11 protein-coding genes are annotated in these 14,076 nt (G+C 74.2%); 4 read left to right on the top strand and 7 right to left on the bottom strand.

All coding sequences use genetic code 11. The features are described 5' to 3' along the window. Positions 1-317: 317 nt before the first annotated feature. From ABT041_RS00575 to ABT041_RS00560, 4 genes are all read left to right on the top strand, one after another. Positions 318-1,070 (top strand): PadR family transcriptional regulator, encoded by a 753-nt coding sequence (locus ABT041_RS00575; protein WP_351176651.1) that lies wholly within the window; start codon positions 318-320, stop codon positions 1,068-1,070. A gap of 155 nt (positions 1,071-1,225) precedes the next feature. Next, complete coding sequence (locus ABT041_RS00570; RefSeq protein WP_351176648.1) at positions 1,226-1,960, top strand: ABC transporter ATP-binding protein; 735 nt, start codon at positions 1,226-1,228, stop codon at positions 1,958-1,960. Next, complete coding sequence (locus tag ABT041_RS00565) at positions 1,957-4,821, top strand: FtsX-like permease family protein (RefSeq protein WP_351176645.1); 2,865 nt, start codon at positions 1,957-1,959, stop codon at positions 4,819-4,821. The genes ABT041_RS00570 and ABT041_RS00565 overlap by 4 nt, the downstream gene beginning before the upstream one ends. 97 nt (positions 4,822-4,918) lie before the next feature. Next, positions 4,919-5,464, top strand: coding sequence for a bacterial proteasome activator family protein (locus ABT041_RS00560; RefSeq protein WP_351176642.1), 546 nt, complete (start codon positions 4,919-4,921; stop codon positions 5,462-5,464). Between the two features lie 153 nt (positions 5,465-5,617). Here ABT041_RS00560 and ABT041_RS00555 read toward each other — a convergent pair whose 3' ends face one another. The 7 genes from ABT041_RS00555 to pdhA form a co-directional block, all read right to left on the bottom strand. Next, positions 5,618-6,604 carry an NAD(P)H-quinone oxidoreductase gene (locus ABT041_RS00555; RefSeq protein WP_351176639.1) on the bottom strand — a complete coding sequence of 329 codons (987 nt, stop codon included), beginning with the start codon at positions 6,602-6,604 and terminating at the stop codon, positions 5,618-5,620. Positions 6,605-6,778: 174 nt separating this feature from the next. Beyond that, positions 6,779-7,864 (bottom strand): potassium channel family protein, encoded by a 1,086-nt coding sequence (locus ABT041_RS00550; protein ID WP_351176636.1) that lies wholly within the window; start codon positions 7,862-7,864, stop codon positions 6,779-6,781. Further along, positions 7,861-9,165 carry a molybdopterin molybdotransferase MoeA gene (locus tag ABT041_RS00545; protein ID WP_351176633.1) on the bottom strand — a complete coding sequence of 435 codons (1,305 nt, stop codon included), beginning with the start codon at positions 9,163-9,165 and terminating at the stop codon, positions 7,861-7,863. The genes ABT041_RS00550 and ABT041_RS00545 overlap by 4 nt, the downstream gene beginning before the upstream one ends. An 11-nt stretch (positions 9,166-9,176) precedes the next feature. Next, positions 9,177-10,067, bottom strand: a complete 891-nt coding sequence (locus tag ABT041_RS00540; protein ID WP_351176630.1) for an NTP transferase domain-containing protein — start codon at positions 10,065-10,067, stop codon at positions 9,177-9,179. A 208-nt stretch (positions 10,068-10,275) separates the two neighbouring features. Continuing rightward, entirely contained in the window at positions 10,276-11,682 is a 1,407-nt protein-coding gene (locus ABT041_RS00535; protein WP_351176627.1) for a dihydrolipoamide acetyltransferase family protein, read from the bottom strand. Beyond that, positions 11,682-12,728 carry an alpha-ketoacid dehydrogenase subunit beta gene (locus ABT041_RS00530; RefSeq protein ID WP_351176624.1) on the bottom strand — a complete coding sequence of 349 codons (1,047 nt, stop codon included), beginning with the start codon at positions 12,726-12,728 and terminating at the stop codon, positions 11,682-11,684. Before ABT041_RS00530 ends, ABT041_RS00535 begins: the two co-directional genes overlap by 1 nt. Further along, positions 12,728-13,888: a pyruvate dehydrogenase (acetyl-transferring) E1 component subunit alpha gene (pdhA, locus tag ABT041_RS00525; protein WP_351177615.1), complete on the bottom strand. Its 1,161-nt coding sequence runs from the start codon at positions 13,886-13,888 to the stop codon at positions 12,728-12,730. Before pdhA ends, ABT041_RS00530 begins: the two co-directional genes overlap by 1 nt. Positions 13,889-14,076 lie beyond the last annotated feature (188 nt).

Raw genomic sequence — 14,076 nt, 5'->3', positions numbered from 1 at the left:
GGCGCGGGACCGCCGAGGAGGCCGAGGAGCCGGTACGTGAGGAGGACCCGGCGCTGCCCGAGGCGGCGCCCGCCAGCCTGCCCGCTCCTGCGCCCGGACTGGCGGGCGAGGCCGCTCCCACCCTCGTCGACCAGCGGATTCCCGTCCTCACCCTGGGCGTGGGGCTCGCCCTGATGGGGCTGGGCATCGGGTTCCTCGGGCTCCGGATGCGCCGCCGCTGAGCCCTCCGGGCCCACCCGGGTCCCCCTTGAGTCGGACCTCCCGCGTCCCTCCGAGGACGGTTGTCCGCAGCGACATACCCGGTATACATACTGAGTATGTCGATCCGCCACGGGCTCCTGGCCCTCCTCGAACGCGGCCCTCGCTACGGCTCCCAGCTCCGTACGGAGTTCGAGTCCCGCACCGGCTCCACCTGGCCGCTCAACGTCGGCCAGGTCTACACGACCCTCAACCGGCTCGAACGCGACGGCATGGTCGCGCAGGGCGGCGAGGACGAGGCCGGACACACGCTCTACGCGATCACCGACAGCGGCCGCGCCGAGCTCAGGACCTGGTTCGAGAAGCCGGTGGACCGCACCAGCCCCGCCCGTGACGAGCTGGCCATCAAGCTCGCCATGGCCGTGGGCGCGCCCGGCGTCGACATCCGCGACGTCATCCAGTCCCAGCGCCGGCACACCGTGAAGGCGATGCAGGACTACACCCGGCTCAAGGCGCAGGCCCTGGTCGCCGTCGAGGGCGGCGGGGCCGGGGAGCGGGACGACGTGGCCTGGCTGCTCGTCCTGGAGCAGCTGATCTTCCAGACCGAGGCGGAGGCCCGCTGGCTGGACCACTGCGAGTCCCGGCTGATCCGCCTGTCGGCGACGGCCGCCACGAGGACCACGGCGACCGCACCGGCCGCGAGCGCACCGGGGGCGCCGTCCGCGCCGGGGACCCCGACCGCACCCGGGACCCTGTCCGCGCCGGGGACGCCGCCCGCACCGCCCGCCTCGTCCGCCGCGCCCGCCCCGGCCGGCCAGGGCGCGTCGACGGCCCGGTCCACCCTGACCGGCCCCGGCGCCCCGGCCTCCTAGGCGCACCTCCGCTCGGCGTCCTTCGACCACCCGTACGACCAGGGCGCGCCGCCCGCACGCCCGCGCCCCATCCGTACCGCCGACGCACCACCTTCCACCGCACGCTCCCGTACCCGGCCGACCCGCCGGTGTACGGCCAACGGGGGGACCCCTCCATGACCGCACAGCAGCCCGTGCTGCAACTCCAGAACCTGACCCGCGTCCACGGCGCGGGTGCCACCGAGGTGCATGCCCTGCGCGGCATCGACCTCGCCGTGTACCCCGGTGAACTCGTCGCCGTGATGGGCCCGTCGGGCTCCGGCAAGTCCACGCTGCTGACCATCGCGGGCGGCCTGGACACCCCCAGCTCGGGCCGGGTGATCGTCGAGGACACCGACATCACCACCGCGAGCGTCAAGGAGCTCGCGGCCCTGCGCCGCCGCAGCATCGGTTACGTCTTCCAGGACTACAACCTCATCCCGGCGCTGACCGCCGCCGAGAACGTCGCCCTGCCCCGCGAACTGGACGGGATCTCCGCCCGCAAGGCCCGCGCCGAGGCCCTCGCCGCCCTGGAGGAGATGGGCCTCGGGCACCTCGCCGACCGCTTCCCCGACGAGATGTCCGGCGGCCAGCAGCAGCGCGTGGCCATCGCCCGCGCCCTCGTCGGCGACCGTCGGCTCGTCCTCGCCGACGAGCCGACCGGAGCCCTCGACTCCGAGACCGGCGAGTCCGTGCTCGCCCTGCTGCGCTCCCGCTGCGACGCGGGCGCCGCCGGTGTGCTCGTCACCCATGAGCCGCGGTTCGCCGCCTGGGCCGACCGCGTGGTGTTCCTGCGGGACGGCGCCATCGTCGACCAGACCGTGCGCAGCGAGGCCGATTCCCTGCTGTCGGGCCAGGTGGCCGAAGCGTGAAGACCTGGTTCCACTCCTGGCGTGCCGCGATCCGCATAGCCCGCCGCGACGCCTGGCGTTCGAAGGGCCGCAGCGCCCTCGTCCTCGCGATGATCGCCCTGCCGATCCTGGGCGTCAGCGCCTTCGACCTGACCTACCGCAGCTCCGAACTCTCCCCCGCCGAGCGGGTGGAGCGGACGCTCGGCGCGGCCGACGCCCGCCTCAGGGACGCGGAGGTCGGCGGTGTCCCGATCTTCCAGGACCCCGCCGGCGAGACGCACACGACGGCCAAGGACTACGAGGACGAGCCGTGGCCGAGCGGCTCCACCGAGGTCACGAAGGTGATCCCGGCGGGCTCCACCGTCCTCACCGACACCACCGGTTCGGCGAAGCTGACGACGACCCACGGTCTGCTCATGACCGAGGTGCGTGAACTGAAGGCCTCCGATCCGATCGCCCGCGGCATCCTGACGCTCCTCGACGGCCGCTTCCCGGAGAAGAACGACGAGGTCATCGCGACCTCGCACTTCCTGGAGACCAGCGGTCTGTCGATCGGCTCGACCCTTTCCGCCCGCAATTTCGATCGCCCGTACCGGATCGTCGGCTCCTACGAACTTCCCGACACGCTCAAGGCCGACCAGATCAACACGCTGCCGGGGGCCTTCCTCGCCCCGTACGCCAAGGCGGTCGAGAAGGCCGGTCTGCCCGCGCCCGACACCTCCGGCTCGTACCTGGTGCGCACGTCCGGTGGTTTCACGTGGAACAGCGTCAAGGAGATCAACACCAAGGGCGTCGTCGTCGTCTCGCGCGCCGTGCTGCTCGACCCGCCCGCCCCGTCGGAGGTGCCGCTCAACCAGAAGGAGGGCTGGGGCGGTTACGCGTCCAGCGCGGGGGCGGATGCCGCCGAACTCGCCTCCCTCGTGACCGTCGTGGGCCTGGCGATGCTGGAGATCTGCCTCCTCGCCGGACCGGCCTTCGCGGTCGGCGCCCGCCGCTCGCGCCGCCAGCTCGGTCTGGTCGGGGCCAACGGCGGTGCCCGCAGCCACATCCGGGCGATCGTGCTGAGCGGCGGACTGGTCATCGGTGTCGCGGCAGCCGTCACCGGAACCGTCCTCGCCCTGATCCTGACGCTGCTGCTGCAGCCGGTCCTCGAAGACACCATGGGCCAGCGGTTCGGGGCCTTCGACATCCGTCCCCTCGAACTCCTCGGCATCGCGCTGCTCGCGGTCCTGACCGGTCTGCTCGCCGCCGTCGTCCCCGCGGTCACCGCCTCCCGGCAGACCGTCCTCGCCTCGCTCACCGGCCGGCGCGGAGTCCGCCGCAGCAGCCGGGTGCTGCCGCTGATCGGCCTGGTGGCCCTCCTCATCGGCGGCGCGGTCGCCCTCTTCGGTTCGATGGTCTCCCAGGAGGTCACCCTCGTGGCCGCCGGCTCGGCCCTCGCCGAGCTGGGTGTCGTCGCCATGACCCCGGCCCTGGTCGGCCTGTTCGGGCGGACCGGCCGCTGGCTGCCGCTCTCCCCGCGCCTCGCGCTGCGGGACGCCGTCCGCAACCGGGGCCGTACGGCACCCGCCGTCGCCGCCGTCCTCGCCGCCGTCGCGGGCACCGTCGCCGTCTCCACGTACATGGCCAGCCGCGAGGCCCAGAACAGGGCCGAGTACGAGGCCACCCTGCCGTACGGCGTCGTCTCCGCCTTCGTCCAGGAGGAGGGCGGCCGGGACGTCCCCGCGGTCCGCGAGGCGGTCCAGCGCGCCTTCCCGGTCGACGTCCGCGCCGACGTCGGGCGCGTCTCGGTCGGCAAGCCCGGCTGCCCGCCCTGGGGCGGGGACGCCGGCTGCGGCCGCTACGAGGTCGTCGTCCCCCGGGCGAACGAGTGCCCGATGTACGCGACGGTCCCGGGCGGCGGCGATCCCGCGGAGAAGTACACGCCCGCCCAGCGGCGGAAGATGCTCATCGAGGACTGGCGGTGCAAGGACTCCGCGAGCGGCGGGATGTACGTCTCCGACGGCGGCCTGGTCGTGGGTGACGCCAAGCTCCTCCAGGTCCTCGGCGTCGACGACCCCGCGACCGTGAAGGCCCTCGCCGACGGGAAGATCGTCAGCTTCAACCGCGCCCTGGTCGCCAAGGACGGCACCGTCGGGATCAAGCAGATCACCGACCTCGCCGCCGCCGACAAGGCCTCCGAGCAGGGCCGTCCCGCACCCGGCAAGGTCAGCACCCTGCCCGCCTACCTGGTGCCCGACGGCAGGAAGTCCTACGGCGTCCAGGCCCTCATGACCCCGGCCACGGCCAAGGCCGCCGGCCTGTCCACGGTGCCGCTGGGCCTGTACGCGAGCACCGACCGGCTCCCGGACAGCGAGCAGCGCCAGAAGCTCGACAGCGACCTCGCCAAGCTCGGCAGCAACGTCGAACTGCACCTGGAGGAGGGCTTCGTCAACGAGGACGGCATCATCCTGCTCTCGCTGGCGATCTTCGCGGGCCTGGTCACCATCGGCGCCGCCGGCATCGCCACCGGCCTCGCCCAGGCCGACGCGGAGGCCGACCTGAAGACGCTCGCCGCCGTGGGCGCTCCGCCCCGGGTCCGCCGCACGCTCAGCGGATTCCAGTGCGGAGTCGTCGCCGCGATGGGCGTGCTCCTCGGCTCGGCCGCCGGGCTGCTGCCCGCCGTGGGGCTCCGGCTCACCGAGGAGCGCGACCAGCTCCGCTACTACGAGGAGAGCGTCGCCGAGGGCTGGAGCGGCGACCTCACCCCGCCCGACGTGCCGATCGTCATCCCCTGGGAGACCCTGGCCGGCCTGCTCGTCGCCGTCCCGCTCGGCGCCGCGCTCCTCGCCGCCCTGGTGACCCGCTCACGGGGTGCGCTGGCCCGCCGCGCGGCGACCTGACGGTCTTCGTTCCCGTCCTGTGCCCCTGTACGAGGGTGGATCACCCCCGTACAGGGGCACACCCTGTCGTGACGCGTGTGTACGAGAGAATGGCGGCATGGAGATGCCGAGGAATGACAGGTCGCAGGAGAGCCCCCAGGTCCTCATCGTGGGACAGGACGGGATGGCGCTCGGCGGCACTCAGGGCGACGACGAACCCCGCGAGGTCCCGGTGACGGAAATGGTCGAGCAGCCTGCGAAGGTCATGCGGATCGGCAGCATGATCAAGCAGCTCCTGGAGGAAGTACGGGCGGCCCCTCTGGACGAGGCGAGCCGGGTCAGGCTCAAGGACATCCACGCCAGCTCCGTGAAGGAGCTGGAGGACGGGCTCGCCCCCGAGCTCGTCGAGGAACTCGAGCGGCTCTCCCTGCCGTTCACGGACGAGGCGATTCCCTCCGAGGCGGAGCTGCGCATCGCGCAGGCGCAGCTCGTGGGCTGGCTCGAAGGCCTGTTCCACGGCATCCAGACGGCACTGTTCGCCCAGCAGATGGCGGCCCGCGCCCAGCTGGAGCAGATGCGCCGCGCCCTGCCTCCTGGCGCGTCCCACGACGATGACGACGACCACGGCCACGGCCACGCGATCCGCTCGGGACCGTACCTGTAGGTCGTCCTCGGCGTACGGAGGAGGGGCCCGGCACACGACGTGCGCCGGGCCCTTTCTTCATGGGGTGCGGACCTGCGGTGCGGGGGTTTCAGCCCCGCGTACGAGAGGGCCGGCCCCGGAGGTGGGCAGGGCTCAGCCCTCGGTGCGACCGGTTCAGCCCTGCGGCACGAGCAGCAGGACCTTGCCGACGTGGCCGCTTTCCTCGAGCGCCCGGTGTCCCTCGGCGGCCTCCGGCATCGGCACGGTGCGGTCGACGACCGGCCGGACCGTGCCCGCCTCGACCAGCGGCCAGACGTGCTCCCGTACGGCCGCGACGATCGCCGCCTTCTCCTGCGCCGGACGGGACCGCAGGGTCGTCGCCAGGACGGCGGCGCGCTTCCTGAGCAGTGCCCCGAGGTTCAGCTCGCCCTTCACCCCGCCCTGGAGGCCGATGACGACCAGCCGGCCGCTCACGGCCAGCGCCTGCACGTTCCGGTCCAGGTACTTGGCGCCCACGATGTCCAGGATGACGTCCGCGCCCGCCCCGTCCGTCGCCTTCGCCAGCTCCTCGACGAAGTCCTGCTCGCGGTAGTCGATGAGGATGTCCGCGCCCAGCTCGGCGCAGCGCGCCAGCTTCTCGGGGCCCCCGGCCGTGACCGCGACCCGCGCGCCGACCGCCTTCGCCAGCTGGATCGCCATCGTGCCGATGCCGCTCGCGCCGCCGTGCACGAGCAGCGTCTCGCCCGGCCGCAGGTGGGCGAGCATGAAGATGTTGGACCAGACGGTGCACGCGACCTCGGGAAGCGCGGCGGCCGTGGCGAGGTCGACGCCCTCCGGGACCGGCAGCAGCTGCCCGGCCGGGACCACGACCTTCTCGGCGTAGCCGCCGCCGGCGAGCAGCGCGCACACCTCGTCGCCGACGGCCCAGCCGGACACCCCGGGGCCGAGCGCGGCGATGCGGCCCGCGCACTCCAGACCGGGGTACGGGGAGCTGCCGGGCGGCGGGTCGTAGAAGCCCTGGCGCTGGAGCAGATCGGCGCGGTTGACCGCGCTCGCCACGACCTCGACGAGCACCTCGCCCTCGCCGGGTACGGGATCGGGCACCTCGGCCCAGACGAGGGCCTCGGGACCACCGGGTTCCGGAATCGTGATCGCATACATGGCGGCGAGGCTACTCCCGCCGTGCGGGCGCGGGCTCTTGGTGTCGGCCCGGTCCCGACGCGCGGGCTCAGTCGCCGTGCGGGCGCGGGCTCTTGGTGTCGGCCCGGTCCCGACGCGCGGGCTCAGTCGCCGTGCGGACGCGAGCTCATGGTCGACCGGGTCCAGCGCGCGGGCTCAGTCCTCGGGCGGCGTGGAGAGCGGGGTCACCGGCGCGGCGCGCACGATGGTGATCACCCGGTCCGTGAGCTGGAGCGGGCTGGCCGCGGGGTCGTCGTAACCGAGCAGCCGGTGGCCGCGGAGCACGCTCACCACGAGGTCGCGAGTCTCCCGCACGCTCTTTCCGGCCTCGCTCTTGGTCACCGGCCGTTCCACGAGGTCGAGGCCCGAGCCCTGCTGGATGAGGTCTTCCATGACCGTGCCGGCGCTGGGGCTCAGCACGGAGAGGCCGAGCAGACGCCCGGCGGCGCTGGCGCTGGTGATGACCGCATCCGCACCGGACTGGCGAAGGAGCGGCGCGTTCTCCTCCTCGCGGACCGCGGCGACGATCTTCGCGCCTCGGTTGAGCTGGCGGGCCGTCAGGGTGACCAGGACCGCCGTGTCGTCCCGCTGGGTCGCGATCACGATCTGCCGGGCCCGCTGCACCTCGGCCCGCAGCAGGACGTCGCTGCGGGTGGCGTCGCCGATGACACCCACGAAACCGTCCGCGTTCGCCGTCTCGATCACCTTGGTGGAGGGGTCGACGATGACGATCTGGTCCTTGCGGAGCCCGGTCGCGCACAGGGTCTGGATCGCGGACCGGCCCTTCGTACCGAACCCGACGATGACGGTGTGGTCGCGCAAGCTGGACCTCCAGCGGTTCAGCCGGAACTCCTCCCGGGTCCGCTCGGTGAGGACCTCGAGAGTGGTGCCGACCAGGATGATCAGGAAGAGCACGCGCAGCGGCGTGACCAGGAGGATGTTGGCGAGCCTTGCGGTGTCGCTGTACGGGACGATGTCGCCGTATCCGGTGGTGGAGAGCGTCACGGTCGCGTAGTAGGCGCAGTCGAGGAAGTCGAGCTTCTCGTCGGCGTTGTCGTGGTAGCCGTCGCGGTCGACGTAGACGATGAGGATCGTCACGAGCAGCACGCCGAGCGCCATCAGCAGCCGCTTGCCGACCTGGCGCAGCGGCCTTTCGACCACTCTGCGGGGCAGCCGGACCTGGGGGCCCGAGATCCGCTCGTCCGCGTGCCGGGCCATCGCGTCGCGGCTGGGAAGTTTCACGTGAAACACGCCCCTTGCTCGGGTACGGCGCCCGAGGTCGGCGGCCAGGGAAGGCCGAGGACGTCGAGCTCCTGGCCGGAGCGGGCGCCGCCGGGCGGGACGACGGCCATGCCGTCCGCGACGGCGATGCCCCGGAGCATGGCCGGCCCGTTGTAGCGCAGCGGAACGAGCTGCCCTCCCCGCCGGACGACCGGGACCAGCCGGGTGTCGTGCGGATGCCCGTGCACCTCCTCCACGACGGGGGCGCGCCCCCGGGAGCGGGGGGTGGAGGTGCCGCCCAGCGCCGCGAGGAGCGGCTCGGCGAGGGTGAGGAGCCCGGAGACGGCGGCGAGCGGGTTGCCGGGCAGGCCGACGAGGTGCCGGTGGCCGCCGAGGGCCGCGAGGAGCATGGGGTGGCCGGGGCGGACCTTCACGCCGTCGACGAGGAGCGTGGCGCCCGCCTTGTCGAGCACCCGGTGGAGGTGGTCGACGGGCCCGGCGGCGGTTCCTCCGGTGGTGACGATGAGATCGGCGGCGGAGCCGGTGACGGCCGCGTACAGCTCCTCGGCGTCGTCGCCGATCCGCCGGGTGGCGAGGACCTCGGCCCCGAGCGCCTCCAGCCAGGGGCCGAGCATCGGGCCGAGGGCGTCACGGATGAGCCCCTCGTGGGGAAGTCCGGTCGAGAGCAGCTCGTCGCCGAGGACGAGGATCTCCGCCCGGGGGCGCGACGGTACGGGCAGTTCGTCGTAGCCTGCGGCCGCGGCGAGGCCCAGGACGACGGGGGTCACGGCGGTGCCGGCGGGGAGCAGCTCGTCGCCGGAGCGGCACTCCTGGCCCCGGGGCCGGATGTCCTGCCGGGTGGCCACGTCGCGCAGGGCGTGCAGGACGAGACCCCCGGACCCGGTCCGCTCCGTACGGGAGTGCTCGCTGCGGATGACGGCGGTGGTCCGGGGCGGGACGGGGGCGCCGGTGGCGATCCGTACGGCCTCGCCGTCGGCCAGTGCGGCGGCGGGCGCGTGACCGGCGAGGACGGAGGTCTCGGCGCGGACGGTCCAGGGTCCCGGTCCCGCGACGGCCCAGCCGTCCATGGCGGAGGTGTCGAAGGAGGGCAGGTCGGTGAGGGCGGGCAGCGGCTCGGCCAGCACCCGGCCGAGTGCCTGCCCGAGCGGAAGGCGCCCCGGCTCGCGGCCGGCCCGCGCGGCGGTCCCGGCGCGGGCGGCGGCGGCCCGGGCCTCGGGCCAGGCGGTGGCGCGGTGCGGCGGCTCGGCCTTCGCACCGGCGGTCGTTCCCGGGGCCACGGGTGCGGGCTCCTTCAGGGTCATCCGGCCTCGTCCTACTCGGTGGCTTTTTCGGCGGGCTGCTCGGCGGGCTGCTCGCCGTCCTGTTCGGCGGCCCAGCGCTGGGCGAGCGCGGCGGCCTTGCGGGCGGCCTCGGCGACGGCCTCCGGTCCGCCCCCCTCGCTGACCGCGCGGCCAGCCGCGTAGCCGACCAGGAAGGTGGTCAGCGGCGCGGCGGGGCGGGCGACGCCGTGGGCGGCGTCACGGGCGAGGTCGAGCAGCACGCCGGTGTCGACGTCCAGTTCGATGCCCAGCTCGTTCTTGACTGCGGTGATCCATTCATCCAGCACGCTCCCATGCTCCCTGATGCGGGCCCGGGCCGTCGCGATGTCCTCCCAGGTGTCGCAGTCGAAGGAGGCGAGGGGGCCCGCGGCGACGCGGGTGACACGGAGTCCGCCGGTGAGCCGGCGCAGCGGCCCGCCGTCGAGGGTGCCCCGCTGTTCCGCGATGAGGTCCAGTTCGCGCAGGAGGGGGGTGCGGCGGTAGGCGGCGACGAGCGGCTGGTCCCGCCCTTCGGCGTCGGTGAGGAGGGCGGCCTCGGCGCCGGGGTCGGCGGCGAGCGCGCCGAGGAGACCGCTGACGGTGGCGGCGTCGAGGAAGGGCAGGTCCGCGGAGAGAACGAGGAGGGTGTCGGCCCCGGTCTCCCGCACGCCGGCGCCGAGGGCGGCCAGGGGGCCGCCGCCGGGCGGGTCCTCCCTCGTCCAGCGGACGGGACGGGCGGTCGGGCGGGGGTCGGCGACGACCACGGTGCGGCGGGCGTCGGGGCAGGCCGCGAGCACCCGGTCGAGGAGGGTCCGGCCCCCGATCCGTACGGCGGGCTTGTCGGAGCCGCCGAGACGCCGGGCGGCGCCCCCGGCGAGCACGACGGCGTCGTATGCGGTGGTCACCCCAGCAGTATGGGGCGCCGGGAGCGCATGCCGACGGGCCCGTCTCCTTTGCTGAGACGGGCCCGTCGGACGCGGGCGGCGGAGCGGGCCGCACGGGGGCTTGCTGCAACGGACCCGCCAGGCCGTCCGCGTCAGACGGACCCGCCGGACCGTCCGCGTCAGACCGTCCTGGCGGACCGACGGTCGATCAGCCCGCCGGACCGTCCCGTCAGACCGTGCGGAGCAGGACCGCGGGCTGCTCGACGCAGTCCGCCACGTACCGCAGGAAGCCGCCCGCCGTGCCGCCGTCGCAGACGCGGTGGTCGAAGGTGAGCGAGAGCTGCACCACCTGACGGACGGCCAGTTCGCCCTGGTGCACCCAGGGCTTGGGGATGATCCGCCCGACACCGAGCATGGCGGCCTCGGGGTGGTTGATGATCGGCGTGGAGCCGTCGACCCCGAACACCCCGTAGTTGTTGAGGGTGAACGTGCCGCCGGTCAGATCGGCCGGGGTGATCGCTCCCTGCCGGGCCGCCTCCGTCAGCCGGCCGAACTCCGCCGTGAGCGACTCGGCCGTGCGGGTCCCGGCGTCCTTGACGACGGGGACGACGAGCCCGCGCGGGGTCTGGGCGGCGAAACCGAGGTGCACGGACGGCAGCCGGACGATCTCCCGGGCGGCCGTGTCCACCGTGGAGTTGAGCTCCGGGAACCGGGCCAGGGCGTGGACGCAGATGCGCGCGAGGAGAGCGAGGAGCGAGATCTTCGGCCCGCCGGCCGCGTTCATCGCCGTCCGGGCCGCCATCAGCTCGGTCGCGTCGGCGTCGACCCAGCAGGTCGCGTCGGGGATCTCCGTACGGCTGCGGGACAGCTTGTCGGCCACCACGCCTCGGACCCCGCGCAGCGGAATCCGCTCACCGGCCGGGGCCCCGAGGGCCGTGGCGGGCGCGGTGGGTACGGGCGCCGGGGCGGCGACCGTCCGCTCCAGGGCCGCGAGGGCCAGCTCCACGTCGGCCCGCAGGATCAGCCCCTCGGGCCCGGATCCGCGCACCTCCCGCAGGTCGAGGCCCCGGTCGCGGGCCAGCTTCCGCACGAGCGGCGAGATGACGGGCACGGGCCCCTCGTGCACGGCAGGCGCCGGAGCAGCCGGAGCCGGAGCGGCAGCCGGGGCCGGGGCGGCAGCGGCGGCCGGGGCAGCCGCCGGAGCCTCGGCGGTCACCGGAGCCTGGGCGGCCGCCGGGTTCGTGTGCCGCACCCGGCGGCGCCGGGCGGCGGGACCGGCCGTGCCGTAGCCGACGAGCACGTTGCCCGAGTACTCCGAGGAGACGGCCTCGGCGGACGCCTTCCGAGCCGCTTCGGGAGCCGCCTCCGCGAGCTCCTCCGGCGCACCCGTGCCGCCGACGGCGACCGTCAGGAGCGGCGCGCCGACGGGCAGTTCGGTGCCCTCCTCGCCGTACCGGGCGGTGACGACGCCGCCGTACGGGCAGGGCACCTCGACCATGGCCTTGGCCGTCTCGACCTCGACGACCGGCTGGTCGATGGCGACGACGTCGCCGACGGCGACGAGCCAGCGCACGATCTCGGCCTCGGTGAGTCCCTCACCGAGGTCGGGCAGCTTGAACTCCAGGACCTGTGCCATCAGCTGCCCGCCTCCCACTGCAGTCGCGCCACCGCGTCCAGGACCCGGTCGACACCTGGCAGGTGGTGCCGCTCCAGCATCGGCGGCGGGTACGGGATGTCGAAGCCCGCGACCCGCAGCACCGGCGCCTCCAGGTGGTGGAAGCAGCGCTCGGTCACGCGCGCGGCGATCTCCGCGCCGGGGCCGCCGAAGCCGGTCGACTCGTGGACGACGACCGCGCGGCCGGTGCGCCGCACCGAGGCGCAGACGGTCTCGTCGTCGAACGGCACGAGCGAGCGCAGGTCGACGACCTCCAGGTCCCAGCCCTCGGCCTGCGCGGCCTCCGCCGCCTCCAGACAGACCGGCACCGAGGGACCGTAGGTGATGAGGGTGGCGCCGGTGCCCCGGCGGCGCACGACGGCCTTGCCGATCGGCTCGACGGCGGCGGGCGCCTCGGGGGACCAGTCCGACTTGGACCAGTAGAGCCGCTTGGGCTCCAGGAAGACCACGGGGTCGTCGGAGGCGATGGCCGCGCGCAGCAGCCCGTACGCGTCCTCGACGGTCGCCGGGGTGACGACGTGCAGCCCGGGGGTGGCCATGTAGTAGGCCTCGGAGGAGTCGCTGTGGTGCTCGACGCCGCCGATCCCGCCGCCGTACGGGACGCGGATGACGATCGGCATCGGCATCGCGCCGCGCGTCCGGTTCCGCATCTTCGCGACGTGCGAGAGCAGCTGCTCGAACGCCGGGTACGCGAAGGCGTCGAACTGCATCTCCACGACCGGCCGCAGGCCGTACATGGCCATGCCGACGGCCGCGCCGAGGATGCCCGCCTCGGCCAGCGGGGTGTCGGTGCAGCGGTCCTCGCCGAACTCCTTGGCGAGCCCGTCGGTGACGCGGAAGACACCGCCGAGGGTGCCGACGTCCTCGCCCATCACATGGACGGTCGGGTCCTCGGCCATCGCGTCGCGCATGGCGCGCTGGAGCGCCTGCGCCATCGTGGCGGGCTTCGGCTTCGCGGCGTTCCCGCCGGCCTTGGCCGCCGCGGTGCCGGTCGTCGCGGTCGTCATCACGCCTCACCCTCGGCTTCGAGCTCGGCGCGCAGCTGCGCCGCCTGTTCGCGCAGCTGCGTCGTCTGCTCCGCGTAGACGTGGGAGAAGAGTTCCATCGGGTCGAGCACCGGGTCGGCGTTCATCCGTTCGCGCAGCTCCGCCGCCATCGTCTCGGCGGCCTCCGCCGCCGCGCGCCTGCCGTCCTCGTCGAGCAGGCCACGCTCCGTCAGTTCCCGCTCGAGCAGCAGGATCGGGTCGTGCGCCCGCCAGGCGTCGACCTCGCCGGCCGCCCGGTAGCGGGTGGCGTCGTCGGCGTTGGTGTGGGCGTCGATCCGGTAGGTGACGGCCTCGACGAGAGTGGGTCCGCCGCCGCGCCGGGCGCGGGCCACGGCCTCGGTGAGGACCTGGTGGACGGCGACCGCGTCGTTGCCGTCGACGAGCCGGCCCGGCATCCCGTATCCGACGGCCTTGTGGGCGAGGGAGGGAGCGGCGGTCTGCTTGGCGAGCGGCACGGAGATCGCGAAGCCGTTGTTCTGGACGAGGAAGACCACGGGGGCCTGCCAGACGGCGGCGAAGTTCAGCGCCTCGTGGAAGTCGCCCTCGCTGGTGCCGCCGTCGCCGACCATGGCGAGCGCGACGACGTCGTCGCCCTTGAGGCGGGCGGCGTGGGCGAGGCCCACGGCGTGCGGCAGCTGGGTGGCGAGCGGCGTGCAGAGCGGCGCGATGCGGTGCTCGTGCGGGTCGTACCCGGTGTGCCAGTCGCCGCGCAGCAGGGTCAGGGCCTGGACGGGGTCGAGGCCCCGGGCGACGGCGGCGAGCGTGTCGCGGTACGAGGGGAAGAGCCAGTCCCGCTCCTCCAGGGCGAGGGCGGCGGCGATCTCGCACGCCTCCTGGCCGGTGGTCGACGGGTACACGGCGAGCCGGCCCTGCTTGGTGAGGGCGGTGGCCTGCGCGTTGTACCGGCGGCCGCGGATCAGCTCCGCGTAGAGCCGGAGCAGCAGCGCGGGGTCGGCGTCGGCCACGGCGTCCGTGCCGAGCACGCGCAGCGGCTCGGCCTCGGGCAGCAGCGGCGCGGGGTCCGTGCGCGGCTGCCAGGCGGGCGGCGGGGTGTGCCGGTGGGCGGTGACGGCACCGGGCGGCTCTTGGACTGTCGAACTGCGCTGTTGCAACGAGTCCACCTCCTCGTGGGAGCGGGCATAAGACCCGAAGGCGGGTGGCGCGAGTGTGGCGCGCCTCACCTACCGATTGTTCGGTCGTGGAGGCATTTTGGCTACAGGCACCTCCAGCCTGTGGACAAACGGTTCTCCACAGCCTGGGATAAGGGCAGGTCGTCCACCGAAGAGAGGCGGGGGCACATGGCGGATGA

Source organism: Streptomyces sp. NPDC002825 (assembly GCF_040295385.1).
Taxonomy (GTDB): Bacteria; Actinomycetota; Actinomycetes; order Streptomycetales; family Streptomycetaceae; genus Streptomyces.
Note: the sequence above shows the minus strand (reverse complement) of the source record. Positions and strands in the feature narration are given on the sequence as shown.

What these genes read in the sequence shown, in the direction of transcription:
- ABT041_RS00560 (WP_351176642.1), top strand. Translation starts at nt 4,919, where the DNA reads ATGGAGATGCCGAGGAATGACAGGTCGCAGGAGAGCCCCCAGGTCCTC.
- ABT041_RS00545 (WP_351176633.1), bottom strand. Translation starts at nt 9,165, where the DNA reads ATGACCCTGAAGGAGCCCGCACCCGTGGCCCCGGGAACGACCGCCGGT.
- ABT041_RS00570 (WP_351176648.1), top strand. Translation starts at nt 1,226, where the DNA reads ATGACCGCACAGCAGCCCGTGCTGCAACTCCAGAACCTGACCCGCGTC.
- ABT041_RS00555 (WP_351176639.1), bottom strand. Translation starts at nt 6,604, where the DNA reads ATGTATGCGATCACGATTCCGGAACCCGGTGGTCCCGAGGCCCTCGTC.
- ABT041_RS00535 (WP_351176627.1), bottom strand. Translation starts at nt 11,682, where the DNA reads ATGGCACAGGTCCTGGAGTTCAAGCTGCCCGACCTCGGTGAGGGACTC.
- ABT041_RS00530 (WP_351176624.1), bottom strand. Translation starts at nt 12,728, where the DNA reads ATGACGACCGCGACGACCGGCACCGCGGCGGCCAAGGCCGGCGGGAAC.
- ABT041_RS00575 (WP_351176651.1), top strand. Translation starts at nt 318, where the DNA reads ATGTCGATCCGCCACGGGCTCCTGGCCCTCCTCGAACGCGGCCCTCGC.